Genomic DNA, 23,607 nt, shown 5'->3' with positions numbered 1-23,607 from the left:
ATCATGGGTTTTATGGATAAATTTAAAAGTCGTTTTAAACAAGACGAGAACGCAGAAGAAGTCTCTACGAAATATAAAGAGGGAATGAAAAAATCACGACAGACCTTTTCGGGGAAAATTAATGATTTAATTGCACGTTATCGAAAAGTAGATGAGGACTTTTTTGAGGAGCTTGAGGAGGTTCTAATTTCTGCAGACGTAGGCGTAACAACTGTTATGGACCTGGTGGAAGAACTTAAAATGGAAGTAAAGCGACAAAATATTAAAGATACAAAGGATATTAAGGAAGTCATCTCTGAAAAGCTTGTTGAAATTTATTACGGTGAGGATGACGAAAAGATTGAGGGCTTGAAACTAGATGGAGAAGACCTTTCTGTTATTTTGGTCGTTGGCGTGAACGGCGCTGGAAAGACAACTTCTATCGGTAAGCTCGCGAATCAGTTAAAATCACAAGGCAAAAAGGTTGTTCTAGCTGCAGGGGACACATTCCGTGCAGGAGCGATCGAACAACTGGAAGTATGGGGAGAACGAGCAGGCGTAGATGTAATTAAGCAAGGAGCAGGAAGTGATCCTGCAGCTGTTATCTTTGATGGCATAAAATCAGCTAAGGCTAAAAATGCAGATGTGCTAATATGTGATACAGCTGGTAGGCTGCAAAACAAGGTAAACCTAATGAATGAGCTTTCTAAAGTGAAGCGTGTGATTGAGCGAGAAGTGCCAAATGCGCCCCATGAAGTACTCCTCGTCCTTGATGCCACAACAGGTCAGAACGCGCTTAACCAAGCGAAGACATTCTCTGAGGCAACGAATGTGTCCGGGATTGTCCTAACAAAATTGGATGGTACAGCAAAGGGGGGAATTGTGTTAGCGATCCGTAAAGAACTTAATATTCCTGTGAAGTATGTAGGTCTTGGTGAAAAAATAGATGATCTTCAAGAATTTAATGCTCACGCGTTTGTTTATGGTTTATTTGCCGATATGCTTGAAGAAACAGAATAGAAGATGGCTTGACAATTCCGGCAATACTTCGATATCATGGAATGTAAAGCAAATTCACTTAACAAGGGAAGTGCCTTATGCTGGAAAAAACAACGCGAATGAATTATTTATTTGATTTTTATCAGGCATTACTGACCCAAAAGCAACGAAATTATATGGAAATGTACTATCTAGAAGACTATTCTCTTGGAGAAATCTCCGAACAAGCAGAGGTTTCTAGACAAGCAGTTTATGATAATATTAAGAGAACCGAATCCATGTTAGAAACATATGAAGAAAAGCTTCACTTGTATGAAAAGTTCCAACAGCGGCTTACTTTAATCAATGAATTAGAGTCGGTTATTGCAAATAAAGAAGAGAAGCTATTTTTTGATAAATTGAATCAACTAAAAGAATTAGATTAGGAGGACACCCTCTATGGCATTTGAAGGACTGGCCGACCGCCTGCAGAGTACGATAAAGAAGATTACAGGTAAAGGGAAAGTTAGTGAGCAAGATGTAAAAGAAATGACACGTGAGGTTCGTCTTGCTTTATTAGAGGCAGATGTTAACTTCAAAGTAGTCAAGGATTTAATAAAGCGTATTAAAGAACGGGCAATTGGACAAGAAGTAATGGAAAGTCTAACTCCAGGACAACAAGTTATTAAGGTTGTTAAAGAAGAACTTACGGAATTAATGGGTGGAGAAAACAGTAAAATTGCGGTAGCTGATCGGGCACCGACAGTCATTATGATGGTGGGACTTCAAGGGGCAGGTAAAACGACTACAACTGGTAAGCTAGCGAACCTACTACGTAAAAAGCATAACCGCTCCCCATTGCTCGTGGCATGTGATGTATATCGTCCTGCAGCGATAAAGCAATTAGAAACACTTGGAGAGCAATTAACAATGCCTGTATTCTCCATGGGAACTGAGGCTAATCCAGTTGATATTGCTACAAAAGCTATTGAAAAAGCTAGGGAAGAGCATCATGATTATGTGATCATTGATACAGCAGGTCGCTTACATGTCGACAATGAGCTTATGGATGAACTGCAAGAAATCAAAGCAAACGTAAAACCAGATGAAATCTTTCTAGTAGTCGATTCCATGACTGGTCAAGATGCTGTTAATGTTGCTGAGAGCTTTAATGAACAACTTAATTTGTCAGGTGTCGTGTTAACGAAGCTAGATGGTGATACTAGAGGTGGCGCAGCCCTCTCTATTAAGGCTGTAACAGATAAGCCTATTAAGTTTGCCGGGATGGGTGAGAAATTAGACCAGCTTGAAGAATTCCACCCTGAACGAATGGCATCGCGAATTCTTGGGATGGGAGATGTATTATCCTTAATCGAGAAAGCGCAAACCAATGTAGATGAAAAGCAGGCGAAAGAACTAGAGGAAAAAATGCGGACAATGTCCTTTACCTTCGATGACTTTCTAGAACAAATGGGACAGGTCAAGAACATGGGCCCATTAGATGACTTAATGGCCATGATTCCTGGGGCTAGTAAAATGAAAGGACTGAAAAACGCACAACTTGATGAGAAACAACTTTCTCATGTAGAAGCTATTATTCAGTCTATGACAAAAAAAGAGCGACAGGACCCAGGTCTGATGAACGCAAGTCGCAAAAAAAGAATTGCAAAAGGTTCTGGTACTTCTGTTTCCCAGGTAAACCGACTGCTTAAACAGTTTGACGAAATGAAAAAAATGATGAAACAAATGACAAACATGCAAAAAGGGAAAAAAGGCAAAGGGATGAAGTTCCCGTTTATGTAAAAGCGCCTTTATTTAAAAGGAATTTTACATTGTAATGTAAAAACACTTTACAGACTTCCTTGTTTCTGATAGAATCTAAAATTGTGTAAAACATTAATATTTGGAGGTGCAAAATAAATGGCTGTTAAAATTCGTTTAAAACGTATGGGATCAAAAAGAAATCCTTTCTATCGTATCGTTGTAGCTGATTCACGTTCTCCTCGTGACGGACGTCAAATTGAGCAAATTGGAACATATAATCCTGTTGTAAACCCGGTTGAAGTGAAGATCGATGAAGAGAAAGCACTTAGCTGGATGACTAATGGAGCAAAACCAAGTGATACAGTACGTAACCTGTTTTCAAATGAAGGCATCATGAAGAAATTCCACGAACAGAAAAATCAGTAAAGTAGTGTGATATCATGAAAGCCCTAATTGAATCAATCGTTTCGTCATTGGTAGATTATCCTGACGATATTAAGATAACGGAGACAGAAGAAGAAGCCAAGCTGGTTTATCATTTAACTGTTCACCCGGATGATGTCGGAAAGGTTATCGGCAAGAACGGACGTATTGCCAAAGCGATACGCACAGTAGTCTACGCTGCAAAGACAGACGCTAAGAAACGTATTTATTTGGATATTATGTAAAGGGAAAGGGGAACCTTTCCCTTTTTACACATGTAAGAAAGTGTACGTGTGGAGACCTACAGGAAGTAGGTTTCTGCCGGCATTAACCTAGCACAGGTTGTTCTTAGTCGGCGTTCATTAAAAAGCCATAAAGCTTTTCTTATGACTAGAGAAACTAGGAGACGTTGTGAATCGCCCTAGGATAAAGAAGACTTGCCGATTGAATAACCAGAGGACTAGTCGCACGATGCTTTTCTTAACACCTCAGGAATTTCTGAACAAAAGATCATTTTTGAGAGTGAGGATAAATTGTGAAAATTATTACAAAAGTTATTGTGAAGCAAGTAGTCACAGAAAAAAGCAAGGAAACATTGCAGACTAACTTCTATAATCATAAAATGCGGCTTGAACAAGAGTGTCAACAACTGTTGTTTGAACAGCGGAAATTTGAAAATAAATCGAGGGCTTCCAAACAGGATGTCAGTCACAGGTTTCAACAAGAAATAAATAATCGCAAAGAAAAAATCAAACTGGCTGATTTTAAACTGGAACAACTTGAGATGTTGGAGTTGGGCAGTGAGATCACAGAAAAAGAAGTTGAAGCTCTTGTTGAAGTATCCGAAGGCTCGCATTGGGATGAAATCATAGGAGAAAAAACCATTATAATAAAAGATAATGTGGTAATCAGAATTGACGAATAGTAGGTGATACTAATGAGCCAAAAAATGTACAATATTGGGAAAATCGTGAATACACATGGCATTCGTGGCGAAGTAAAAGTAGTCAGGATTAGCGACTTTGAAGAACGCTTTGCAGTAGGAAACCAGGTTTACGCAGTAAAAGAGAAAGCAGCACCGGTTGCTTTAACAATAGCTGCACATCGAATCCATAAAGGTTTTGATCTGCTTCAGTTTGAAGGATATGCAAACATTAATGATGTTGAGCATTTCAAAGGAGGCTATCTCAAAATTACCGAGGAGCAATTGACCGAACTGGAAAGTGGTGAATATTATTACCATGAGATAATAGGATGCGACGTCGTGACAGCTTCTGGCGAAAGCTTAGGTATTGTAAAAGAGATTCTCTCACCTGGTGCTAATGATGTATGGGTGATAAAGCGTCCAAAAGAGAAAGATTTATTAATTCCATACATTGATGAAGTAGTGAAAGAAGTTTCCATTGAGAATAAAAAGGTTGTTATCGAGCCAATGGAAGGGTTGCTTGATTAATGCATATCGATGTTTTAACGCTATTCCCAGAAATGTTTGAAGGGGTCTTTCACTCTTCTATTCTTCAAAGGGCGCATGAAAAGGAGACGTTTTCCTACAAGCTTGTTAACTTTCGGGATTACACAACGAACAAGCATAACAAGGTAGATGATTATCCATATGGCGGGGGTGCTGGGATGGTACTCACCCCACAACCTCTATTTGATGCGGTAGAAGATGTCACCAGCAAAAGTACTGCGAAGCCACGTGTTGTGTTAATGTGCCCACAGGGTGAGCCATACAATCAAAAAAAGGCAGAAGAATTGGCTGAGGAAGATCACTTAGTATTTATTTGTGGCCATTATGAAGGCTTTGACGAAAGAATACGAGAGCACCTGGTCACAGATGAGATCTCCATAGGAGACTATGTGTTAACTGGTGGTGAGCTAGGTGCCATGGTAGTGATGGACAGTGTTATTCGCCTGCTTCCTGATGCTTTAGGTAACAAAGAGTCCGCACCACAGGATTCCTTTTCGACAGGGTTACTGGAGCATCCACATTACACTAGACCAGCTGATTTTAGAGGAATGAAGGTTCCAAATGTTTTATTGTCTGGTGATCATGCGAAAATTGAGGCGTGGAGAAAACAGCAGGCGCTGAAACGAACCTATGAGCGTCGAAAAGAGCTACTTGAAGATAAGGTTCTATCCAAAGAGGATGCTCTCTACTTAAAGCAACTAGACTCGGAAGAAAACTCTGAATCATAATCTAAAAGATTTGCTACAAAACAACTTGAAGTATACCTAAGGTTATGGTATATTTAATCTTGTGCTAAAAGTGTCGACTTTTTGTACTATAAACGATGTTCCGCTGTCATTTATTGAGAAAGAGCATTGGTTTGGAAGGAGTGTAACAAGATGCAAAAACTAATTGAAGACATTACAAAAGATCAGCTTCGTACGGATCATCCAGATTTTCGTCCAGGAGATACTTTAAAAGTCCACGTGAAAGTTGTGGAAGGTACTCGTGAACGTATTCAGGTATTCGAAGGTGTTGTCATCAAACGTCAAAACGGTGGAATTAGTGAAACATTTACTGTAAGAAAAATTTCTTATGGTGTAGGTGTTGAACGTACTTTCCCAGTACATTCCCCTCGTATTGATAAAATTGAAGTTTCTCGTCGCGGTATCGTACGTCGTGCTAAACTTTACTATCTACGTAATCTACGTGGTAAAGCTGCACGTATTAAAGAACGCCGTTAAAGCTGAATACAGCTGTTGTAACAAAAACCACTGGAAAGGAGCTTGGCAATATGCACAAGCTCCTTTTTGCTTATTTACATTAAACTTAATTTAACCTACATATTTGCTAGTATAGAATGAAATGTTCTTTATATTGTATTATCCAAGTAATGTCGGATTAAACTAATAATAGATTGCCTGGCATGGAGGGATTGGATGGGAAAGCAGAAAAAGAAAAAAAGTGAGTGGTTGGATTGGCTGAAGGCTCTTTTAATAGCTTTTGGATTAGCTTTTATTGTGCGTACCTTCTTGTTTGCCCCTATTGTAGTGGATGGACCTTCCATGCTCCCAACACTGCATGATCGGGATCAGATGATTGTTAATAAAATTGGCTATCGTTTTGGAGATCCAGAACGGTTTGAAATTGTCGTTTTTCATGCTTCAGATCAAAAGGATTTCATAAAACGTGTGATTGGTCTACCAGGGGAACATATTGCCGTAAGAGATAATGTCCTTTATGTTAATGACCAGCCTGTAGAGCAACCTTTTTTAACAGAGTATAACAATGAAATTCTAACTAATGATTTTGAGCTGGAAGAACTGCCAGGAGAATATAAAACCATTCCAGAAGACCAAGTCTTAGTATTAGGTGATAACCGTGGGAACTCAACAGATAGCCGTATTTTAGGAATGATTTCAATGGATCAAATTGTAGGGAAAACGAGTGTGCGATATTGGCCGTTTGACCGTATAGATATTATGAAATTAGGAGAGTAGAACAATTATGACAATACAATGGTTCCCCGGACATATGGCGAAAGCACGCCGGGAAGTAGAAGAAAAATTAAAGCTCGTTGACTTTGTCATGGAACTAGTGGATGCACGTGCGCCTTTATCCTCGCAAAATCCTATGCTTCAGCAAGTTTTACAACAGAAGTCAAAAATGGTCGTTCTTATGAAGAAGGATTTGGCAGACAATCGCCAAACTGAGGAATGGATCTCATACTTTAAGGAACGGTCCATCCCCGCTATAGCAATTAATGTAAATGACAAATCAGATATAAAAAAAGTGATTCAACTTGCGAAAGATCTTGGACAAGAAAAGCTGGATAAACTTATTAAAAAAGGAATCCAACCGCGTCCATCAAGAGCCATGATTGTGGGGATACCAAACGTTGGTAAATCTACCTTAATTAATCGACTTGCCAACAAGAAAATTGCTAAGACAGGTGACAGACCAGGTGTTACGAAGCAACAATTATGGATTAAAGTAAAAAAAGATTTTGAGTTACTTGATACACCAGGTATTTTATGGCCAAAATTCGAAGATGAGCTTGTTGGATATAGATTAGCCGCAATAGGTACAATCAAAGACCAACTTCTTTCCATGCAGGATATCGTCGCTTTTGTTATTTCTTATCTACAAAAACATTATCCTGAAAGATTAGAGGAACGCTATCCGATAGACCGTGATATGACGGATATGTGGGAGATCTTTGAAGCGATAGGAAAACAACGTGGAGCCTTGGAAAGTGGCGGGGGCGTTAACTTTGAAAAAGTGTCAGATCTAGTGATACGTGACTTACGTACAGGAAGACTTGGTAATATTACACTAGAGAACCCTGAAGAATAGAGACATACATCTACTGGATGCATGTCTTTTTCATTTGTCCTTTAACAACCTATCTTGTTAGAGTTTAAATTATAATTTTATGTTAAAAAGTACTTCAGCTTTTGGGTTGCGAAATATGACATTTTGTTTTATTTTTACTATTTATTAACCGATATAAGGAAGAAAGCAGGTTGACGTATGCAAAAAGATTCAATAGCTTTGCTAAAACAGTTATTTGAAGAAGATAAACTAACGGAGCAAAAGATAGCGGAAATGCGGCAGGATGAGCGCAAAGGCGTCCAAACATTGATTAAACGATATGACGTTAAGCAGGATAGAATGAAAGCATTAGAACAACAATTCTTAGCCATGTCAGAATTCGAACTTAAACTCCGGAATAATGGTTATGTGAATATAGCTGGAGTAGATGAAGTGGGAAGGGGCCCATTGGCAGGACCAGTTGTTGCCGCTGCCGTAGTTTTGCCGCAAGACTTTAAGCTACTAGGTTTGAATGATTCTAAGCAGTTAAGTGAGTCTACAAGAGAAGCTTATTATGAAGTGATTAGAGATAATGCTATTAGCTATGGGATTGGTATTATCCATAATGACGTAATCGATAGCGTGAATATTTATGAAGCAACCAAGCTTGCTATGAACGAGGCAATTAATCAATTGAATCCAATTGCCGATTTTGTGTTAGTAGATGCTGTGCCATTGAAAGGGTTAAGTTGCCCATCTGAACCCATCATAAAAGGAGATTCGAAAAGTATTTCTATTGCCGCTGCCAGCATTCTAGCGAAGGTAACAAGGGACCGTTTTATGAAAGAGATACATATGAGCTATCCTGCATATGATTTTGCTTCCAACATGGGCTATGGAACGAAACACCATATGGAGACCTTAAGCAATCAAGGTGCAACGCCATATCATCGTAGGTCTTTTGCACCGGTCGGTAATGTAGAAGTGAAATAGGAGGACAATCCATTGGGCATTCAAAAAACAGGTCAAAGCTTGCGTGTGCTTCAACCAACGCCGAATACAATTAAACCCGGACAAGTTATTAAGGGTAGCATTTTAAAGATCTATCCAGAAAATAAGGCTGAAATACAGCTGGGATCGCAAAAAATGGTTGCTCAATTAGAGGCTTCCCTCTCTGCTGGTGGGAAGTATCATTTTATGGTGCAATCAACAGATCCTGTCATCCAATTAAAAGTGATAGGGGAGCAACTACAACAGCAGGACCATCTTAATAGTCTCAACCTGCTCCAACAGCTTGGATTAAAGGCATCCAAGCGGAATATTGTTTTTCTGCAACAGCTTATCGCAAAGAAGATTCCATTTGAAAAACCTCAGCTCACGCAATCTTTGCATCTTCTTGAAGGTTCTAAGGATAAACAACTGACAGGAAAGATACTTGTAGAAATGATTTCAAATCGTTTGCCCATTACAAAAAATGTGCTGGAAGCTCTTCAGGCTGTATCCAATTCTAGCTTTTCAGGTCGTTTAGCAAACGCTATGCTAGAATTGGATCGAGCTAATGTCCAACCAAACATAAGTCAAAATCTACAGAAGCTAGTCAGCAATCATGCAGTCATTTCAAAAGAAAGCCAGTTATTAGGGGAGAGAATAAACAATCAGAATCTATTTCACCTACTGAAACTTTCGGGTGCGATTGAACCTGCCCAAACATTTGAGGCTTGGAAAGCGAATACTACAACTGAACATAGCGGAAGACAAATAGATGTACCTTTCCAACTCTCAGAAGCACAGTTGCGGAATCTGCAAACTGTAATAGATAATAGAGCTACTTTGCAGCAGAATGCAAAGCTTCTTTTAAATAGTTTCCATAATTTATCACAGTCCATTGCTAATGTAGAAACCATAGATACCCAACTTTTTTCCCGGTTAAAAGAGCAGTTTACCCAGTCGGTACTACCATATCTGCCAAAGGATACTACTTTCCCAGTATCTTCTATGCTGCAAAACAATCGGCATGCTCTATCCCAGATATATCAATTTTTGCAAAATGCGGCTTCCGATACTCCGGAAAGTATAGAAGTCACGCTGAAGCAGTTACGAGACGTAAACCTACTGACGGCGGCTTCGCCAAAGGAACAATTTTTGCAGCATCTTAAACACACGCTTTCCTTCACAGGATATTCGTATGAGCATGATTTGGCGAACAAGGTAATGCAGGAACAAACCTCTTTAAAAGGTGTACTCTTACAGCACATGCAACAGGGCGAACACAATACAACTGAACAAAGCAAACAACTCCTTCACTTTATTAACGGTCTTCAGTTACAATCTGTTCAAGATACAGGTAATTTTATGTATGCTAGTTTGCAACTCCCAGGCGAAAAGTTAGGACTAGCTAAAGATCTTCAGCTAGAGTTTGAAGGAAGAAAAACCGAAGATGGGGAAATAGATTCTAGTCATTGTCGGGTTTTGTTCTATTTGGATTTAGCTAACTTAAATCAAACGATTATTGATATGACGGTACAAAACAGAAATGTATCCGTTACAATATACAATCAAAGTGAAGAAGAGTTGAGACCTTTAGCCAAAGACTATCAGGCTGTATTAAAAAAAGGGCTGAACGAACTAGATTATCATTTATCAAGTGTGATGTTTAAGCCTGTTCGAGAAGAAGAATTAACTGGGTCAAAACGACAACAATCACATCCTAGCTCGTACCAAGGAGTTGATTTTCGAATATGACAGAGAACAGGAAAAAAGCAGCGGCGTTATCCTATGATTCGCAAAAAGGAACTGCTCCAATCGTTTCAGCTGCTGGCAAAGGGATAAGGGCAGAGGCGATCATACAAAAGGCCGAAGAACACAATGTACCTATTATGGAAGACAGCTCTATGGTTGAGATATTGGCAGAGCTGAATATTAATGAAACCATTCCAGAAGAATTATACCAAGCGGTAGCAGAGGTGTTTGCTTTTGTCTATAGAGTGGACCGCAAATTGGATAAATCGTAACCCCATTTCAAAGATTGTAATTGCAAGTATTCTATTATTCTTGTGAAAGTTCGTTTTTTTTAATACAATGGAAATGCAGTGAATTTTGATGGGAGGATAAAGGATGAACATTCATGAATATCAAGGCAAAGATGTCTTGCGTCAGTATGGTGTAAACGTTCCTAATGGTTATGTTGCCTATACAGTTGATGAAGCTGTACAAGCGGCTGAAAAACTAGGTACTGATGTAACAGTAGTAAAAGCTCAGATCCATGCCGGCGGCCGCGGTAAAGCGGGCGGCGTTAAAGTTGCCAAAGGCTTGGATGAAGTGCGTACATACGCTGATGAGATACTTGGAAAGACATTAGTAACACATCAAACTGGCCCAGAAGGTAAAGAAGTAAAACGCTTGCTTATTGAAGAGGGTTGCGATATTAAAAAAGAATATTATGTTGGTGTGGTTCTTGACCGTGCCACTTCTCGTGTTGTTATGATGGCATCTGAAGAAGGTGGAACAGAAATTGAAGAGGTAGCAGAAGCTACGCCAGAAAAGATTTTTAAAGAAGTAATTGACCCTGTGGTAGGACTATCAGGCTATCAAGCTCGTAGACTTGCATTCAACATTAATATTCCAGATGAATTAATGGGCAAGGCTGTGAAATTTATGATGGCGCTTTATGAAGCATTTGTTGCAAAGGATTGTTCCATCGCGGAAATTAATCCATTGGTAACAACAGGCGACGGAGAAGTCCTTGCCCTTGATGCTAAATTGAACTTTGATGATAACGCTTTATTCCGCCAAAAGGATATTCAGGAATTGCGTGATCTAGATGAAGAAGATGAAAAAGAGATTGAGGCAAGCAAATACGATCTTAGCTATATCTCGCTGAATGGGAATATTGGCTGTATGGTTAACGGTGCAGGACTTGCCATGTCTACAATGGATATTATTAAACATTATGGCGGAGACCCCGCAAACTTCCTTGACGTTGGGGGCGGCGCTACAGCAGAGAAAGTAACAGAAGCATTTAAGATTATTTTATCTGATGCCAATGTAAAAGGGATTTTTGTTAACATCTTCGGTGGAATCATGAAATGTGATGTAATTGCTGAAGGTGTTGTGGAAGCAACTAAGCAAGTTGGTTTGGAAATTCCGCTTGTTGTTCGTCTGGAAGGAACAAACGTTGAATTAGGAAAGAAAATTCTCGAAGAATCAGGCTTAAATATTACATCTGCTGGATCTATGGCAGACGGCGCTGAGAAAATTGTTTCTCTAGTAAAATAAAAACGTAATAGTTTGCATGGAAAGGACGGACAAGTATGAGTGTATTTGTTAATAAAGATACAAAAGTAGTTGTACAAGGGATTACTGGTGGTACAGCGAAATTCCATACCAAGCAAATGCTAGAGTATGGTACTAATATCGTTGCAGGTGTTACACCCAAAAAGGGCGGTTCAGAAGTAGAAGGCGTTCCTGTGTTTAATACAGTTAAAGAAGCAGTTGAAGAAACTGGCGCAAACGCTTCCGTTATTTATGTTCCGGCACCATTTGCAGCAGATGCAATATTAGAAGCAGTAGATGCCGAGCTAGACTTAGCTATATGTATTACAGAGCATATTCCTGTAATGGATATGGTAAAAGTTAAACGTTATATGGAAGGGAAAAAGACTCGCCTGGTTGGACCAAACTGCCCTGGGGTCATCACCCCGGAAGAATGTAAAATTGGTATTATGCCTGGCTATATCCATAAGAAAGGTCATATTGGAGTTGTTTCCCGTTCAGGAACATTAACCTATGAAGCCGTGCATCAATTATCTGAAGCTGGCTATGGCCAGTCCACTGCTGTAGGAATTGGTGGAGACCCGGTAAATGGGACGGACTTTATCGATTCACTAAAAGCATTTAATGAAGATAGTGAAACAGAAGCCGTCATAATGATTGGTGAAATTGGTGGTACTGCTGAAGAAGAAGCAGCAGAGTGGGTGAAAGCCAACATGAAAAAACCTGTAGTAGGATTTATTGGTGGAGCTACTGCCCCTCCAGGAAAAAGAATGGGACACGCTGGTGCCATCATTTCTGGCGGAAAAGGTACTGCTGACGAAAAGATCCGCGTGATGAATGAATGTGGTATCCAAGTTGCAGAAACACCTGCTGTAATGGGCGAGACCATGATTCGTGTGCTGGAAGAAAATGGTTTAAAAGAGAAGTGTAAAACACATTAAAAATTTGATAGTGAAGAAGCCCTGGAATAAAGAAATTCCCGGGCTTTTTCTCCATGAGAGGATGTTTAAATTGAGTCGGCGCAGTAACAGGTTAATACATCTATCAAGGTGCAAAGGCATTACAAGACGTATAATGCAGTATATTATCCAAAAAGACACGGAACTAAAAGAGATTTACTATCTCTCCCCTAAAGAATTAACCCAAATTTACCACATCCCCGAACAGAAAGCAGTCCCTCTTTATCATGACCTTCATAACCCCGGCCTCATTGAACAAATTAAACAGGATAAAACACAGTGCTCTATTATTACCATTCTTGATCAAGCGTACCCCTCCATGTTAAAAACAATAAAAGACCCACCACTAGTCTTATATACAATAGGCAATAATGAATTGTTATCTTGCTCTCCTTGCATAAGTGTTATTGGAACTAGAAGGCCAACAAGTGAAGCAAGACAAAAAACACACTTTATTGTGAAGCCTTTAGTGGAGGAGGGCTGGGTTATTATAAGTGGAATGGCGAAAGGAATAGACACCTATGCTCATAAGGTAGCATTAGCTCAAAACGGAAAAACAGTTGCTGTACTCGGTAGTGGTTTTGAACATATCTACCCAAAGGAAAATGAGGATTTATTTACAGAAATTTGTAAAAGTGGTATAGTCCTCTCTGAGTACCCTCCCAACGTACCAGCCAGTCGGCACCATTTTCCTGAACGTAACCGACTTATAAGTGGCTTGACATTTGGAACGGTAGTGATAGAAGCCACAGAGAAGAGTGGTACATTAATTACAGTAGACCAAGCATTAGATCAGGGAAGGGAAGTATATGCCCTGCCAGGGTCTCCATTAGTGGCACAAACAAAAGGTTGCCATCGTATGATACAAGAAGGTGCAAAGCTTGTAATGGATGCAAAATGTATCCTAGAAGACTGGAACGATCAAGGGGCACATTTAGCTTCCGTATGGAAGGGATAATGGTTAGAAAAAGAAGGTAATGTTATACCCTTCTTTAAATTGTATGTTTGACAAATGAAACGTATATATTTACTATTAGTGAAGATTTCCAATTTAAATTAGTTGTAACCTCATTGTGGGAGGAAATATAATGTCAGATTATCTAGTAATCGTAGAATCGCCGGCAAAAGCGAAAACGATTGAACGTTATTTGGGGAAGAAATATAAAGTAAAAGCATCAATGGGACATATACGTGATCTGCCAAAAAGTCAGATGGGCGTTGATACAGAAGATGAATATAAACCAAAGTATATTACGATACGCGGAAAAGGCGATGTACTAAAAGAATTGCGCTCTGCAGCAAAGAAAGCTAAAAAAATCTATCTTGCGGCCGACCCCGATAGAGAAGGGGAAGCAATTGCCTGGCACCTTGCCCACATTCTAAATGTTGATGAGACATCGAAGTGCCGTGTTGTATTTAATGAGATTACGAAAGAAGCGATTAAAGAATCCTTTAAAAATCCGAGAAGTATTGATACAGATTTAGTAGATGCGCAACAAGCACGAAGAATTTTAGATAGGCTGGTCGGTTATAACATCAGTCCATTGCTTTGGAAAAAAGTAAAAAAAGGACTTAGTGCAGGCCGTGTACAATCTGTAGCTGTTAAAATGATAATTGATCGAGAAAAAGAAATTGAAAACTTCCAACCAGAGGAGTATTGGTCAATTGAAGGAAGCTTTAAAAAGGACGATGAGTTGTTTAATGGATCTTTTTATGGCATTGATGGCAAGAAACAAGAGTTAAAAACAGAAGATGATGTCAAACAAATTCTTGGGAAGCTTGATGAAAAAGCATTTAAGATTGATAAAGTAAATAAAAGAGAACGGAAAAGAAATCCATCTCAACCATTTACTACATCTTCCTTACAACAGGAAGCTGCAAGAAAGCTGAATTTCCGAGCGAAGAAAACCATGATGGTAGCACAGCAATTGTACGAAGGTATAGATTTAGGAAAAAAATCAGGTGGTATCACTGGACTTATCACGTATATGCGTACTGATTCAACACGTATCTCTGATACAGCGAAGAAGGAAGCAAAAGAATATATAGAAGAAAATTACGGGGAAGCGTACTTGGGGACAAGTAAACCTGCCAAAAAGAAAGAAGGAGCTCAGGATGCACACGAAGCAATCCGACCGACTTCAGCCTTACGCAATCCAAAATCATTAAAAGCGATCTTATCGAGAGATCAGCTTCGACTTTATAAATTGATTTGGGAACGATTTCTTGCCAGCCAAATGGCTCCCGCAGTCTTGGATACCATGACCGTTCACATGCTAAACAATAAAGTGGAGTTTCGGGCTACTGGATCCAAAGTGAAGTTCAAAGGGTTCATGAAAGTTTATGTAGAAGGAACCGATGATGATAAAAAAGAAGAAAACAAATTCTTACCGGACCTTCACGAAGGACAGACCGTTCTAGCAGAAGAAATTGAGCCAAATCAACATTTTACTCAGCCGCCGCCCCGTTATACGGAGGCAAGACTTGTTCGTACTATGGAAGAGTTAGGGATAGGGAGACCTTCAACCTATGCTCCAACCCTAGATACGATACAGCGAAGAGGCTATGTAACAATTGATAACAAACGTTTTATCCCAACAGAGCTTGGGACCATTGTATTAGAGCTTGTCGAAGAGTTTTTCCCTGAAATTATTGATGTAGAGTTCACAGTTAAAATGGAAGGGGACCTTGATGCAATCGAAGAAGGTAAGACCGAGTGGATTACCATTATTGACGGATTTTATAAAGGTTTCGAAAAGCGACTAGAAACTGCTGAAAAAGAAATGGAAAAAATTGAAATCCGTGATGAGCCAGCAGGTATTGACTGTGAGAACTGTGGGCATGAGATGGTTTATAAAATGGGAAGGTACGGAAAATTCCTAGCATGCTCTAATTTCCCAGAATGTCGAAACACGAAGCCTATCCTTAAAGAAATCGGTGTGAAATGCCCGAAATGTAAAGAAGGCAACGTTGTGGAAAGAAAATCAAAAAAAAGACGCGTCTTTTATGGTTGCGACCGATTCCCGGAATGTGACTTCCTTTCATGGGATAAACCAATATCAAGACCATGTCCAAAATGTGACTCCTTATTAGTGGAAAAGAAAAGTAAGAAGGAAACACAAATCCAATGTACTAATTGTGAATATAAGGAATCAGCGCAAGCATAGACGAGAAGGTCTTTAACTGTCCGTAGCTATTAACGGGCAGTTTTTTTGATTGATGTGGAGTTTAATTTCAGTTCTTCTATAGGCGTTTCTAAATTCATTAAATAGGGAACCTTTACAATAGAAGATAAAAGGAGGTAATCCAATGGACCGTAAACAGCATTATTTCGTAAAGATTCCAGAAAAGGAAATTAATGAGATGTCCATACCGGATAGATCCGCTGAATATGAAATTGTGGCAACTCATGATGAGGTTGAAGAATTACGAGAACTTTTTCTAGAAGAGAACAAAAATGCAAAAAACTCAGTTGAGTATTTATCCAAGCCATTTGATGAATGGGGAGCAGATGATGAAAGAAATAGCTATGATGATCACCTGATTACTGTTTATCGTAATGTATATAGATTAGGAACTGATCAAACCAAAGAAAAAATTAAAGAGTTAGGAATACTGAAGTAATAATTTGGCAATATTATGAAGAGAAGATTGTGTCTATAGACTATTTTCTAAAAAATTCTTCTCGTTCACTAAATAAGTATAAGAACGGTTAAACATTAGGTGAAGACTAGTTTAAATAATTATTCATATTGTCTAAAGGCAAAATTGTTGACTATTTGAGTGGAAACAGATATAATTACGCCTTGGTAAGTGTAATTCCTTGACAGTCAAAACCTTACTAGTAAAGCACTCATTTGCTATGACACAGGATAAATCATTGAAAAACACGATTGCTCAATCGGTAATTCAGAATTTTGTTGCAATTTTGTTAAATTTATTGCACTACATGATTTTCTATGATATGATTTATTCGCTAATCAATGGGGTGAAGTTTTGCTTGATTTTGATGAAGCAATTAAAGCATTTACATCCTACCTACAGATTGAGAAGAATGCGTCCCCTTATACTGTGAAATATTATCAGAATGATCTGGAAATTTTTTTCACTTTTCTGCAAGGGGAAGGCATCACGGATCTGGGGGATGTAGACCAGAAAGTTGTACGAATATATCTAACGATGCTATATAACAAACAGCTAAGCCGGAGATCTGTTTCCCGCAAAATTTCAACGTTGAGAAGTTTCTATAAATATTTAGAAAGAGAGAATGTCTTATTCTCCAACCCTTTTGTCCACATATCCCTACCGAGGACCGAGAGCCCAGTTCCTGGATTCTTATATAAACAGGAACTTGAAAAGCTTTTTGAGATTAATGATCTTAATGAACCGGCAGGACAACGAAATCAGGCATTAATTGAGTTGCTCTATGCTACAGGCATGAGGGTGAGTGAATGTCAGGGGTTAAGGCTCCAAGATATCGATTTTTCGATTGGCACTATCTTTGTTCGAGGTAAGGGGAGAAAGGAACGGTACATTCCATTTGGAAGATTTGCAGAAATCGCTTTGGAAACGTACATAACGGAAGGGCGTCCAGCATTACTGAAAAAGGCGGAACAGCAGAACGAAGCTGTTTTTTTAAATGCACGTGGAAATCCTATAACGGCGAGAGGGATTAGATTAATCCTTAATAAAATGGTTGAAAAGGCTGCATTAACAGTCCATGTACACCCTCATAAGTTACGGCATACGTTTGCGACCCATCTATTAAATGAGGGGGCAGACTTGCGTAGTGTGCAGGAACTTCTGGGTCATGAAAATCTGTCTTCTACACAAATTTATACACACGTTACAAAGGATTATTTGCGAAGTGTTTACATGAACAGCCACCCAAGGGCAAATAATCAATCAAACGATTAGAAGAGGTGATTATTTTGGCAAACGAGATGCATGCAACGACTATATTTGCCATCAGCCATAAAGGACAATGCGCAATGAGCGGTGACGGTCAAGTAACCCTAGGAAACGCAGTTGTTATGAAACATAAGGCTAAAAAAGTACGTACATTATTTCGTGGTCAAGTTCTAGCTGGCTTCGCTGGTTCTGTGGCAGATGCTTTTACGCTATTCGAGAAATTTGAAGGAAAACTAGAAGCTTTTAATGGTAACCTAGCACGGGCTGCGGTGGAGTTGGCACAGGAATGGAGAAGTGATAAAGTTCTTCGTAAACTGGAAGCCATGCTGATTGTCATGAATAAAGAGAATATGTTCTTAGTCTCAGGTACAGGTGAAGTAATTGAACCTGACGATGGCATCCTCGCCATAGGATCTGGTGGAAATTACGCATTAAGTGCTGGTAGGGCGCTTGCCAGAAAAGCGGATCATCTAACTGCAGAGGAAATTGCAAGATCAGCTTTGGAAATAGCGGGAGAAATTTGTGTGTTTACGAACGATCAGATAACCTTAGAGGTGCTTGACTAAAAGGAGGGCTTTCGACGATGGGTATTGATTACACTCCGAAACAGATTGTCAGTCAATTGGATAAATATATAATCGGTCAGGGAAGCGCAAAACGCTCTGTTGCAATAGCTCTGCGCAATCGTTATAGAAGGATGCAGCTTGATGACTCGATAAAGGATGAAATAGTTCCTAAAAATATCCTGATGATCGGACCTACTGGAGTAGGTAAAACGGAAATTGCCAGACGGTTAGCGAAATTGGTTGGCGCCCCTTTTGTAAAGGTGGAAGCGACCAAGTTCACTGAAGTGGGTTACGTTGGAAGAGATGTAGAATCCATGATCAGGGACCTTGTTGAAATGTCATTGCGTATGGTGAAAGAAGAGAAAATGAAAGAGGTTAAGGGAAAGGCTGAAGAGGAAGCAAACAAACAATTAGTTAAATTGCTTGTGCCTCAGGCTAAAAAAGAGTCCTCTATGAAAAATCCTTTTGAAATGCTCTTCTCTGGCAATGATGACACTGACAAAAGTGAATCGAATGCAGAAAATGATGAGGAAATTAAAAACAAAAGAAAACGCATAGAGCACCAGTTAGCGCTAGGTGAACTGGAGGATCATATGGTTTCCATTGAAATTGAGGAACTTCCGCCTTCCATGTTTGACATGCTCCAAGGTTCGGGAATGGAACAAATGGGGATGAACATGCAAGATGCATTTGGGCAATTCATGCCAAAGAAAAAGAAAAAGCGCAAACTCCCTGTATCAGAGGCGAGAAAGGTTCTGACCCAGCAAGAGGCAGGGAAGTTGATCGATTTGGAAGAAGCAGCCCAAATTGCTGTGGAAAGGGCAGAACAATCCGGAATTATTTTTATAGATGAAATTGATAAAGTAGCCGGAAAGCAAGATAACACAGCAAATGTGTCGCGTGAAGGTGTTCAGAGAGATATCTTGCCAATTGTGGAAGGGTCAACTGTGGTCACAAAGCATGGCCCTGTAAAGACAGATCACATGCTCTTTATAGCAGCAGGTGCATTTCATATGGCGAAGCCTAGTGATCTGATTCCTGAACTTCAGGGGAGATTTCCTATTAGAGTGGAATTAGATAAACTATCAGTTGAAGATTTCAAACGAATACTTGGTGAGCCGTCTAATGCTTTACTCAAACAATATTCTTCCTTGTTGCAAACAGAGGGTATAAATGTTGTTTTTACGGACGAAGCTATAGAAAGACTAGCTGAAATTGCTTATCAGGTAAATCAAGAGACTGATAATATCGGTGCTAGAAGATTGCATACCATTTTAGAAAAACTTCTAGAAGACTTATCATTTGAAGCGCCTGATATTAATATGGAGCAAATTGAAATAACCCCAACTTACGTGGATGAAAAACTAAGTACTATTGCTAAAAACAAGGACTTAAGTCAATTTATACTATAATACCAAACAATTGAATGGAGGATTATTAATGGAACTATTAGGACGTGCAAGAAAAATTAATGCAATGCTACAAAAGGCAACAGGGAAATCGGTGAATTTTAATGATATGTCAGCTTCTTTACGAGACGTAATTAAAGGGAATGTTTACATTCTAAGCAGAAGAGGTAAATTATTAGGGTTTGCTATTAACCAAGAAATAGAAAATGAACGTATGAAAGATATGTTAGAACAAAGACAATTTCCAGAAGAATATACGGCAGGGTTGTTTAACATCCATGAGACCACTCCAAACCTGGATATCGACAGTCCACAAACTGTATTCCCTGTAGAAAATCGTGAATTGTTCAAATCAGGGTTAACCACGATTGTTCCTATTATTGGAGGCGGAGAGCGCCTTGGTACATTGGTACTTGGAAGGTTAACAGATAGCTTTAATGATGACGATCTATTGCTTGCAGAATATGGTGCAACAGTAGTAGGTATGGAAATTCTACATGAGAAAACCGAAGAAATTGAAATGGAAGCGCGCAGTAAAGCAGTTGTGCAAATGGCAATAAGCTCTCTTTCATACAGTGAATTAGAAGCTATTGATCACATTTTCGAAGAGCTGAATGGTAACGAAGGCTTGCTTGTTGCAAGTAAGATTGCTGATCGAGTAGGTATCACCAGATCTGTTATCGTAAATGCACTTAGAAAGCTTGAAAGTGCCGGTGTTATTGAATCTCGTTCCCTAGGAATGAAAGGAACATATATTAAAGTGTTAAACAGTAAGTTTCTAGTTGAACTTGAGAAACTTCGTTCAAGATAAAACAAAAAAGCTCCGTAAGACTTTAGTCTTACGGAGCTTTTTTTGTGCGGGCCTTTGTATTCTGTAAAATGAAAAAGCTAATTGCTCTTTTCGATTAAATTCGACGAATTTGTAATGTAAAGGGGAGAAAAAAGAAAAGTTAAGTAAAATTAACAAACAAAATACGATCTTATTGATAAATTAGACCTAGTTATATTTAACTATATTATGTTCTTAATAAGGAAAATGTCGAAAAGTGATAGACTTTGCAGTATTTATAAATTACAATATTCGTAGGATATTAATATTTATGACCGTCGAAAAAAAGGTTAAGGAGGGAAATGGATGGACTTATTTGGAGGCACTATTTCCACTTTGGAAAAATCATTGCAATACGCGTCAGCAAAGAATCAAACCATATCAAACAACATCGCGAATGTTGACACGCCAAACTATAAAGCAAAAGATGCTGAGTTCAAAAATATATTAAACGACAGTATGTCAACAAGCGTACAAGCAAAAAAGACTCATGAGAAGCACTTATCTTTTAATGGTACTTCTGATTCATCTTACCAAATAGTTACAAAAAACGACACATCCTACAATAGTAACGGAAATAACGTGGATGTGGACAAGGAGATGGCAGAACTTGCCAAAAACCAAATCTATTATCAGGCATTAGTAGATCGGATAAATGGTAAGTTTGGAAGTCTGCAAAAAGTTTTACAGGGAGGTAGCTAATAATGTCCATTTTTAATTCGATAAACGCAAGTGCGAGTGCTCTTACTGCTCAACGCCTTAGAATGGATGTTGTATCCTCAAACATTGCAAACGCTCAGACTACTAGAGCAACAATTAACGAAAATGGTGAATATGAGCCATACAGAAGGAAAATGGTTACAGTCGAGCCAAACGGCGGTAGTTTTAAATCGTTTTTACATAAAGCATCAGGAACATCACAAAACAATACCGGAAATGGCGTTAAGGTTACTGGGATTACGGAAGATGAAACCCCTTTTAAATTAGTATATGATCCAACACATCCAGATGCAGATGATAACGGGTATGTCCAAACACCGAATGTTGATCCATTAAAAGAAATGGTTGACTTAATGAGTGCTACTAGGTCCTATGAAGCAAATATAACTTCATTGAATGCAAGCAAGGGTATGCTCATGAAAGCATTGGAAATCGGTAAATAATTATGCTGGGAGTTTTAAATAATGATAAATAACATAACGCTAGGAACTATGGCGGATCAACAGATTAGTAAGTCTGCAGTATCACCAGGACAGGCGCAGGCAAGTTTTGCAAATACATTAAAAGCAGCGATTAATAATGTGAATGATAGCCAGATTGCTTCAGATAAAAAAACAGAAGCACTTGCCAATGGCCAAATTGATGATTTGCATGACGTGATGATAACTGCACAAAAGGCAAGCATAACATTAGAAACGAGCGTACAAATGCAACGTAAAGCTATAGATGCCTACAATGAAATAATGAGGATGCAGGTTTAAGTCCATTCGTTTTAAAAGCAAGAGTATATTTGTGTACTTCTTAACACACATTCTAATTTCAGAAATAATAATGGATTCCGAACTCGAAATATATCCTTAAAATTTGCAAAATGTAGATAATGTAATAAATGTTTTAATCAATTTTGGCATCATGGTGGGGGAATATATGAAAGAGAAGATAATGAACTGGAAAGAAAAAACGACTGGGTTCTGGAAAAAGCGCTCCAATACACAAAAGGGCGTCTTTCTTGGATCTGTATTACTAGTCATCCTACTGATTGGTGGGATCTTATTTTTGTCACCCGGGGCGAGGTTGGTTCCCTTATATAGCAACCTTTCCTTGCAGGAAGTAGGGCAAATAAAAACAGAGCTTGAAACAAGAGGTATACAATATGAATTACAAGACGGTGGAACAACTGTAAATGTTCCAGAAGAGCGAGTAGATTCACTGCTTGTTGACCTTGCCGGACAGGGCTTACCAAATAGCGGGAACATCGATTATTCCTTTTTTAGTGAGAATGCATCTTGGGGAGTAACGGATAACGAGTTTAATGTAATGAAATTGGATGCGATGCAAACCGAATTGGCTAACTTAATGAAAGGGATTGAGGGAATTGAAAATGCCGAAGTCATGATTAATATGCCTGAGGATCCCGTTTTTGTTAGTGATGCAGCACAAGAAGGCAGTGCATCCATTGTCTTAAATACACAGCCGGGATATCAGTTTGAAGGAAACCAAATAGAGTCGCTTTACCACTTAGTGTCAAAAGCAGTACCTAATCTGCCGGCAGACAACATCGTGATTATGAACCAGTACTTTGAATACTTTGATAGAAACAGTCAGACTGCAGGTGGCTCGCAGGATGCACATACATACCAGCAATCCGTTAAGAAGGACATAGAAAGAGATATCCAAAAAAGATTACAACAGATGCTTAGCGCAATGGTAGGTGGCGAAAATGTAATCGTATCTGTAACATCTGATATTGATTTCACTCAAGAAAACAGAACGGAAAATCTTGTAGAACCTGCTGATGAGGAAAACATGGAAGGTCTGCCAGTGAGCGTTGAAACAATCCAAGAAACGTATAGTGGAAACCCTCCTGTTGGTGGGAATGCTGGAACTGGTGATGAAGACATACCGAATTATGAGGGTGTTGAAGAAGGCGAAGACGGGGATTATGAGCTAATTAAGGAAACGGTGAACAATGAATACAACCGTATTCAAAGAGAAATTGTAGAAAGTCCTTATAAAGTACGTGATCTCGGAATACAGGTAGCTGTTAATAATGTTAAAAATGATGATGGCGAAACTGTTGAGTATTTAACTCAACAGGAACAAACGACTGTTGAAGAAGGTATTTCTTCTATTTTAAGTTCCATTGTGACCACTACGGTTGATGCAGAATTTGAGCCAGCTAATGCCGCACCAGGAGAAAACGTCTCCATCACTTTCCAAGAATTTAGTGGAAAACAAACGAATAGCGCTGCACCCACCTCAGCTGGCATTCCGCTATGGATGTATATAGCAGGAGGAGCATTACTACTAATTATTATTGTATTGGTTGTTATGTTGCTGCGTAACCGTGGAGAAGAAGAAATCATTGAAGAGAGCTATATTTCAGAGGAAATACCTGCTGAAGTTCCAGAATTACCTGAAAATGAACAGACAGAGGCAGATGTCCGTAAAAAACAATTAGAAAAAATTGCAAAAGATAAGCCGGAAGATTTCGCGAAACTATTACGAAGCTGGATCGGGGAAGATTAGGAGG

27 protein-coding genes are annotated in these 23,607 nt (G+C 39.0%); all 27 read left to right on the top strand.

Translation table 11 applies throughout. The features are described 5' to 3' along the window. Window positions 1–3 precede the first annotated feature (3 nt). The 27 genes from ftsY to fliF all read left to right on the top strand — a co-directional run bounded on the left by ftsY (window position 4) and on the right by fliF (window position 23,603). Window positions 4–999: a signal recognition particle-docking protein FtsY gene (gene ftsY, locus AC6CHS_RS03920; protein ID WP_498234236.1), complete on the top strand. Its 996-nt coding sequence runs from the start codon at window positions 4–6 to the stop codon at window positions 997–999. Between the two features lie 77 nt (window positions 1,000–1,076). Next, entirely contained in the window at window positions 1,077–1,403 is a 327-nt protein-coding gene (locus tag AC6CHS_RS03915; protein WP_498234234.1) for a putative DNA-binding protein, read from the top strand. Window positions 1,404–1,416: 13 nt separating this feature from the next. Further along, window positions 1,417–2,760 (top strand): signal recognition particle protein, encoded by a 1,344-nt coding sequence (ffh, locus tag AC6CHS_RS03910; protein ID WP_498234232.1) that lies wholly within the window; start codon window positions 1,417–1,419, stop codon window positions 2,758–2,760. A 117-nt stretch (window positions 2,761–2,877) separates the two neighbouring features. Continuing rightward, window positions 2,878–3,147, top strand: a complete 270-nt coding sequence (gene rpsP / locus AC6CHS_RS03905) for a 30S ribosomal protein S16 (protein WP_036573102.1) — start codon at window positions 2,878–2,880, stop codon at window positions 3,145–3,147. A gap of 14 nt (window positions 3,148–3,161) precedes the next feature. Continuing rightward, on the top strand, window positions 3,162–3,389 hold the full coding sequence (locus AC6CHS_RS03900; protein ID WP_106896633.1) for a KH domain-containing protein: 228 nt from the start codon (window positions 3,162–3,164) through the stop codon (window positions 3,387–3,389). Between the two features lie 290 nt (window positions 3,390–3,679). Beyond that, on the top strand, window positions 3,680–4,069 hold the full coding sequence (locus AC6CHS_RS03895) for a YlqD family protein (RefSeq protein ID WP_036573100.1): 390 nt from the start codon (window positions 3,680–3,682) through the stop codon (window positions 4,067–4,069). Between the two features lie 12 nt (window positions 4,070–4,081). Next, entirely contained in the window at window positions 4,082–4,597 is a 516-nt protein-coding gene (rimM, locus tag AC6CHS_RS03890; protein ID WP_498234230.1) for a ribosome maturation factor RimM, read from the top strand. After that, a complete protein-coding gene (gene trmD, locus AC6CHS_RS03885; RefSeq protein ID WP_498234228.1) occupies window positions 4,597–5,343 on the top strand; it encodes a tRNA (guanosine(37)-N1)-methyltransferase TrmD in 747 nt (248 codons plus the stop codon). Before rimM ends, trmD begins: the two co-directional genes overlap by 1 nt. A 150-nt stretch (window positions 5,344–5,493) precedes the next feature. Beyond that, window positions 5,494–5,838 carry a 50S ribosomal protein L19 gene (gene rplS / locus AC6CHS_RS03880; protein WP_036573097.1) on the top strand — a complete coding sequence of 115 codons (345 nt, stop codon included), beginning with the start codon at window positions 5,494–5,496 and terminating at the stop codon, window positions 5,836–5,838. Window positions 5,839–6,033: 195 nt separating this feature from the next. Then, on the top strand, window positions 6,034–6,594 hold the full coding sequence (lepB, locus tag AC6CHS_RS03875) for a signal peptidase I (RefSeq protein ID WP_036573095.1): 561 nt from the start codon (window positions 6,034–6,036) through the stop codon (window positions 6,592–6,594). A gap of 7 nt (window positions 6,595–6,601) precedes the next feature. Further along, a complete protein-coding gene (gene ylqF / locus AC6CHS_RS03870; protein ID WP_498234227.1) occupies window positions 6,602–7,450 on the top strand; it encodes a ribosome biogenesis GTPase YlqF in 849 nt (282 codons plus the stop codon). A gap of 177 nt (window positions 7,451–7,627) precedes the next feature. Beyond that, on the top strand, window positions 7,628–8,401 hold the full coding sequence (gene rnhB, locus AC6CHS_RS03865) for a ribonuclease HII (RefSeq protein ID WP_498234225.1): 774 nt from the start codon (window positions 7,628–7,630) through the stop codon (window positions 8,399–8,401). Between the two features lie 12 nt (window positions 8,402–8,413). After that, window positions 8,414–10,150, top strand: coding sequence for a hypothetical protein (locus tag AC6CHS_RS03860; protein WP_498234223.1), 1,737 nt, complete (start codon window positions 8,414–8,416; stop codon window positions 10,148–10,150). Continuing rightward, on the top strand, window positions 10,147–10,419 hold the full coding sequence (locus AC6CHS_RS03855) for an EscU/YscU/HrcU family type III secretion system export apparatus switch protein (RefSeq protein ID WP_498234221.1): 273 nt from the start codon (window positions 10,147–10,149) through the stop codon (window positions 10,417–10,419). The genes AC6CHS_RS03860 and AC6CHS_RS03855 overlap by 4 nt, the downstream gene beginning before the upstream one ends. 103 nt (window positions 10,420–10,522) lie before the next feature. Further along, on the top strand, window positions 10,523–11,683 hold the full coding sequence (sucC, locus tag AC6CHS_RS03850; RefSeq protein ID WP_036573087.1) for an ADP-forming succinate--CoA ligase subunit beta: 1,161 nt from the start codon (window positions 10,523–10,525) through the stop codon (window positions 11,681–11,683). A gap of 35 nt (window positions 11,684–11,718) precedes the next feature. Then, window positions 11,719–12,621: a succinate--CoA ligase subunit alpha gene (gene sucD / locus AC6CHS_RS03845; protein WP_161464705.1), complete on the top strand. Its 903-nt coding sequence runs from the start codon at window positions 11,719–11,721 to the stop codon at window positions 12,619–12,621. Between the two features lie 70 nt (window positions 12,622–12,691). Further along, window positions 12,692–13,597, top strand: coding sequence for a DNA-processing protein DprA (gene dprA, locus AC6CHS_RS03840; protein ID WP_498234219.1), 906 nt, complete (start codon window positions 12,692–12,694; stop codon window positions 13,595–13,597). Window positions 13,598–13,727: 130 nt separating this feature from the next. Continuing rightward, window positions 13,728–15,806 carry a type I DNA topoisomerase gene (topA, locus tag AC6CHS_RS03835; protein WP_498234217.1) on the top strand — a complete coding sequence of 693 codons (2,079 nt, stop codon included), beginning with the start codon at window positions 13,728–13,730 and terminating at the stop codon, window positions 15,804–15,806. 142 nt (window positions 15,807–15,948) lie between these two features. Next, the gene (locus AC6CHS_RS03830; protein WP_498234215.1) at window positions 15,949–16,263 is read left to right on the top strand and encodes a hypothetical protein; all 315 of its coding nucleotides are present in this window, start codon (window positions 15,949–15,951) and stop codon (window positions 16,261–16,263) included. Between the two features lie 372 nt (window positions 16,264–16,635). Further along, on the top strand, window positions 16,636–17,556 hold the full coding sequence (gene xerC / locus AC6CHS_RS03825) for a tyrosine recombinase XerC (protein WP_498234213.1): 921 nt from the start codon (window positions 16,636–16,638) through the stop codon (window positions 17,554–17,556). Between the two features lie 14 nt (window positions 17,557–17,570). Continuing rightward, on the top strand, window positions 17,571–18,116 hold the full coding sequence (gene hslV, locus AC6CHS_RS03820; protein ID WP_106896644.1) for an ATP-dependent protease subunit HslV: 546 nt from the start codon (window positions 17,571–17,573) through the stop codon (window positions 18,114–18,116). Window positions 18,117–18,133: 17 nt separating this feature from the next. Continuing rightward, the gene (hslU, locus tag AC6CHS_RS03815; RefSeq protein WP_498234211.1) at window positions 18,134–19,528 is read left to right on the top strand and encodes an ATP-dependent protease ATPase subunit HslU; all 1,395 of its coding nucleotides are present in this window, start codon (window positions 18,134–18,136) and stop codon (window positions 19,526–19,528) included. Between the two features lie 28 nt (window positions 19,529–19,556). Next, entirely contained in the window at window positions 19,557–20,336 is a 780-nt protein-coding gene (gene codY / locus AC6CHS_RS03810) for a GTP-sensing pleiotropic transcriptional regulator CodY (RefSeq protein ID WP_498234210.1), read from the top strand. Between the two features lie 324 nt (window positions 20,337–20,660). Then, on the top strand, window positions 20,661–21,056 hold the full coding sequence (gene flgB, locus AC6CHS_RS03805) for a flagellar basal body rod protein FlgB (protein ID WP_498234209.1): 396 nt from the start codon (window positions 20,661–20,663) through the stop codon (window positions 21,054–21,056). A 2-nt stretch (window positions 21,057–21,058) separates the two neighbouring features. After that, the gene (gene flgC / locus AC6CHS_RS03800) at window positions 21,059–21,517 is read left to right on the top strand and encodes a flagellar basal body rod protein FlgC (RefSeq protein ID WP_498234207.1); all 459 of its coding nucleotides are present in this window, start codon (window positions 21,059–21,061) and stop codon (window positions 21,515–21,517) included. A 21-nt stretch (window positions 21,518–21,538) separates the two neighbouring features. Next, window positions 21,539–21,835 (top strand): flagellar hook-basal body complex protein FliE, encoded by a 297-nt coding sequence (gene fliE, locus AC6CHS_RS03795; RefSeq protein WP_498234206.1) that lies wholly within the window; start codon window positions 21,539–21,541, stop codon window positions 21,833–21,835. Between the two features lie 166 nt (window positions 21,836–22,001). Then, window positions 22,002–23,603 carry a flagellar basal-body MS-ring/collar protein FliF gene (fliF, locus tag AC6CHS_RS03790; RefSeq protein ID WP_498234205.1) on the top strand — a complete coding sequence of 534 codons (1,602 nt, stop codon included), beginning with the start codon at window positions 22,002–22,004 and terminating at the stop codon, window positions 23,601–23,603. Window positions 23,604–23,607: the final 4 nt, after the last annotated feature.

Source organism: Oceanobacillus sp. GQ8 (assembly GCF_059758495.1).
Note: the sequence above shows the minus strand (reverse complement) of the source record. Positions and strands in the feature narration are given on the sequence as shown.

Excerpts from the sequence above, each read along its gene's own strand:
- ftsY (WP_498234236.1), top strand. The coding sequence starts at position 4 with ATGGGTTTTATGGATAAATTTAAAAGTCGTTTTAAACAAGACGAGAAC.
- AC6CHS_RS03915 (WP_498234234.1), top strand. The coding sequence starts at position 1,077 with ATGCTGGAAAAAACAACGCGAATGAATTATTTATTTGATTTTTATCAG.
- ffh (WP_498234232.1), top strand. The coding sequence starts at position 1,417 with ATGGCATTTGAAGGACTGGCCGACCGCCTGCAGAGTACGATAAAGAAG.
- rpsP (WP_036573102.1), top strand. The coding sequence starts at position 2,878 with ATGGCTGTTAAAATTCGTTTAAAACGTATGGGATCAAAAAGAAATCCT.
- AC6CHS_RS03900 (WP_106896633.1), top strand. The coding sequence starts at position 3,162 with ATGAAAGCCCTAATTGAATCAATCGTTTCGTCATTGGTAGATTATCCT.
- rimM (WP_498234230.1), top strand. The coding sequence starts at position 4,082 with ATGAGCCAAAAAATGTACAATATTGGGAAAATCGTGAATACACATGGC.
- trmD (WP_498234228.1), top strand. The coding sequence starts at position 4,597 with ATGCATATCGATGTTTTAACGCTATTCCCAGAAATGTTTGAAGGGGTC.
- rplS (WP_036573097.1), top strand. The coding sequence starts at position 5,494 with ATGCAAAAACTAATTGAAGACATTACAAAAGATCAGCTTCGTACGGAT.
- lepB (WP_036573095.1), top strand. The coding sequence starts at position 6,034 with ATGGGAAAGCAGAAAAAGAAAAAAAGTGAGTGGTTGGATTGGCTGAAG.
- ylqF (WP_498234227.1), top strand. The coding sequence starts at position 6,602 with ATGACAATACAATGGTTCCCCGGACATATGGCGAAAGCACGCCGGGAA.
- rnhB (WP_498234225.1), top strand. The coding sequence starts at position 7,628 with ATGCAAAAAGATTCAATAGCTTTGCTAAAACAGTTATTTGAAGAAGAT.
- AC6CHS_RS03855 (WP_498234221.1), top strand. The coding sequence starts at position 10,147 with ATGACAGAGAACAGGAAAAAAGCAGCGGCGTTATCCTATGATTCGCAA.
- sucC (WP_036573087.1), top strand. The coding sequence starts at position 10,523 with ATGAACATTCATGAATATCAAGGCAAAGATGTCTTGCGTCAGTATGGT.
- sucD (WP_161464705.1), top strand. The coding sequence starts at position 11,719 with ATGAGTGTATTTGTTAATAAAGATACAAAAGTAGTTGTACAAGGGATT.
- topA (WP_498234217.1), top strand. The coding sequence starts at position 13,728 with ATGTCAGATTATCTAGTAATCGTAGAATCGCCGGCAAAAGCGAAAACG.
- AC6CHS_RS03830 (WP_498234215.1), top strand. The coding sequence starts at position 15,949 with ATGGACCGTAAACAGCATTATTTCGTAAAGATTCCAGAAAAGGAAATT.
- hslU (WP_498234211.1), top strand. The coding sequence starts at position 18,134 with ATGGGTATTGATTACACTCCGAAACAGATTGTCAGTCAATTGGATAAA.
- codY (WP_498234210.1), top strand. The coding sequence starts at position 19,557 with ATGGAACTATTAGGACGTGCAAGAAAAATTAATGCAATGCTACAAAAG.
- flgB (WP_498234209.1), top strand. The coding sequence starts at position 20,661 with ATGGACTTATTTGGAGGCACTATTTCCACTTTGGAAAAATCATTGCAA.
- flgC (WP_498234207.1), top strand. The coding sequence starts at position 21,059 with ATGTCCATTTTTAATTCGATAAACGCAAGTGCGAGTGCTCTTACTGCT.
- fliE (WP_498234206.1), top strand. The coding sequence starts at position 21,539 with ATGATAAATAACATAACGCTAGGAACTATGGCGGATCAACAGATTAGT.
- fliF (WP_498234205.1), top strand. The coding sequence starts at position 22,002 with ATGAAAGAGAAGATAATGAACTGGAAAGAAAAAACGACTGGGTTCTGG.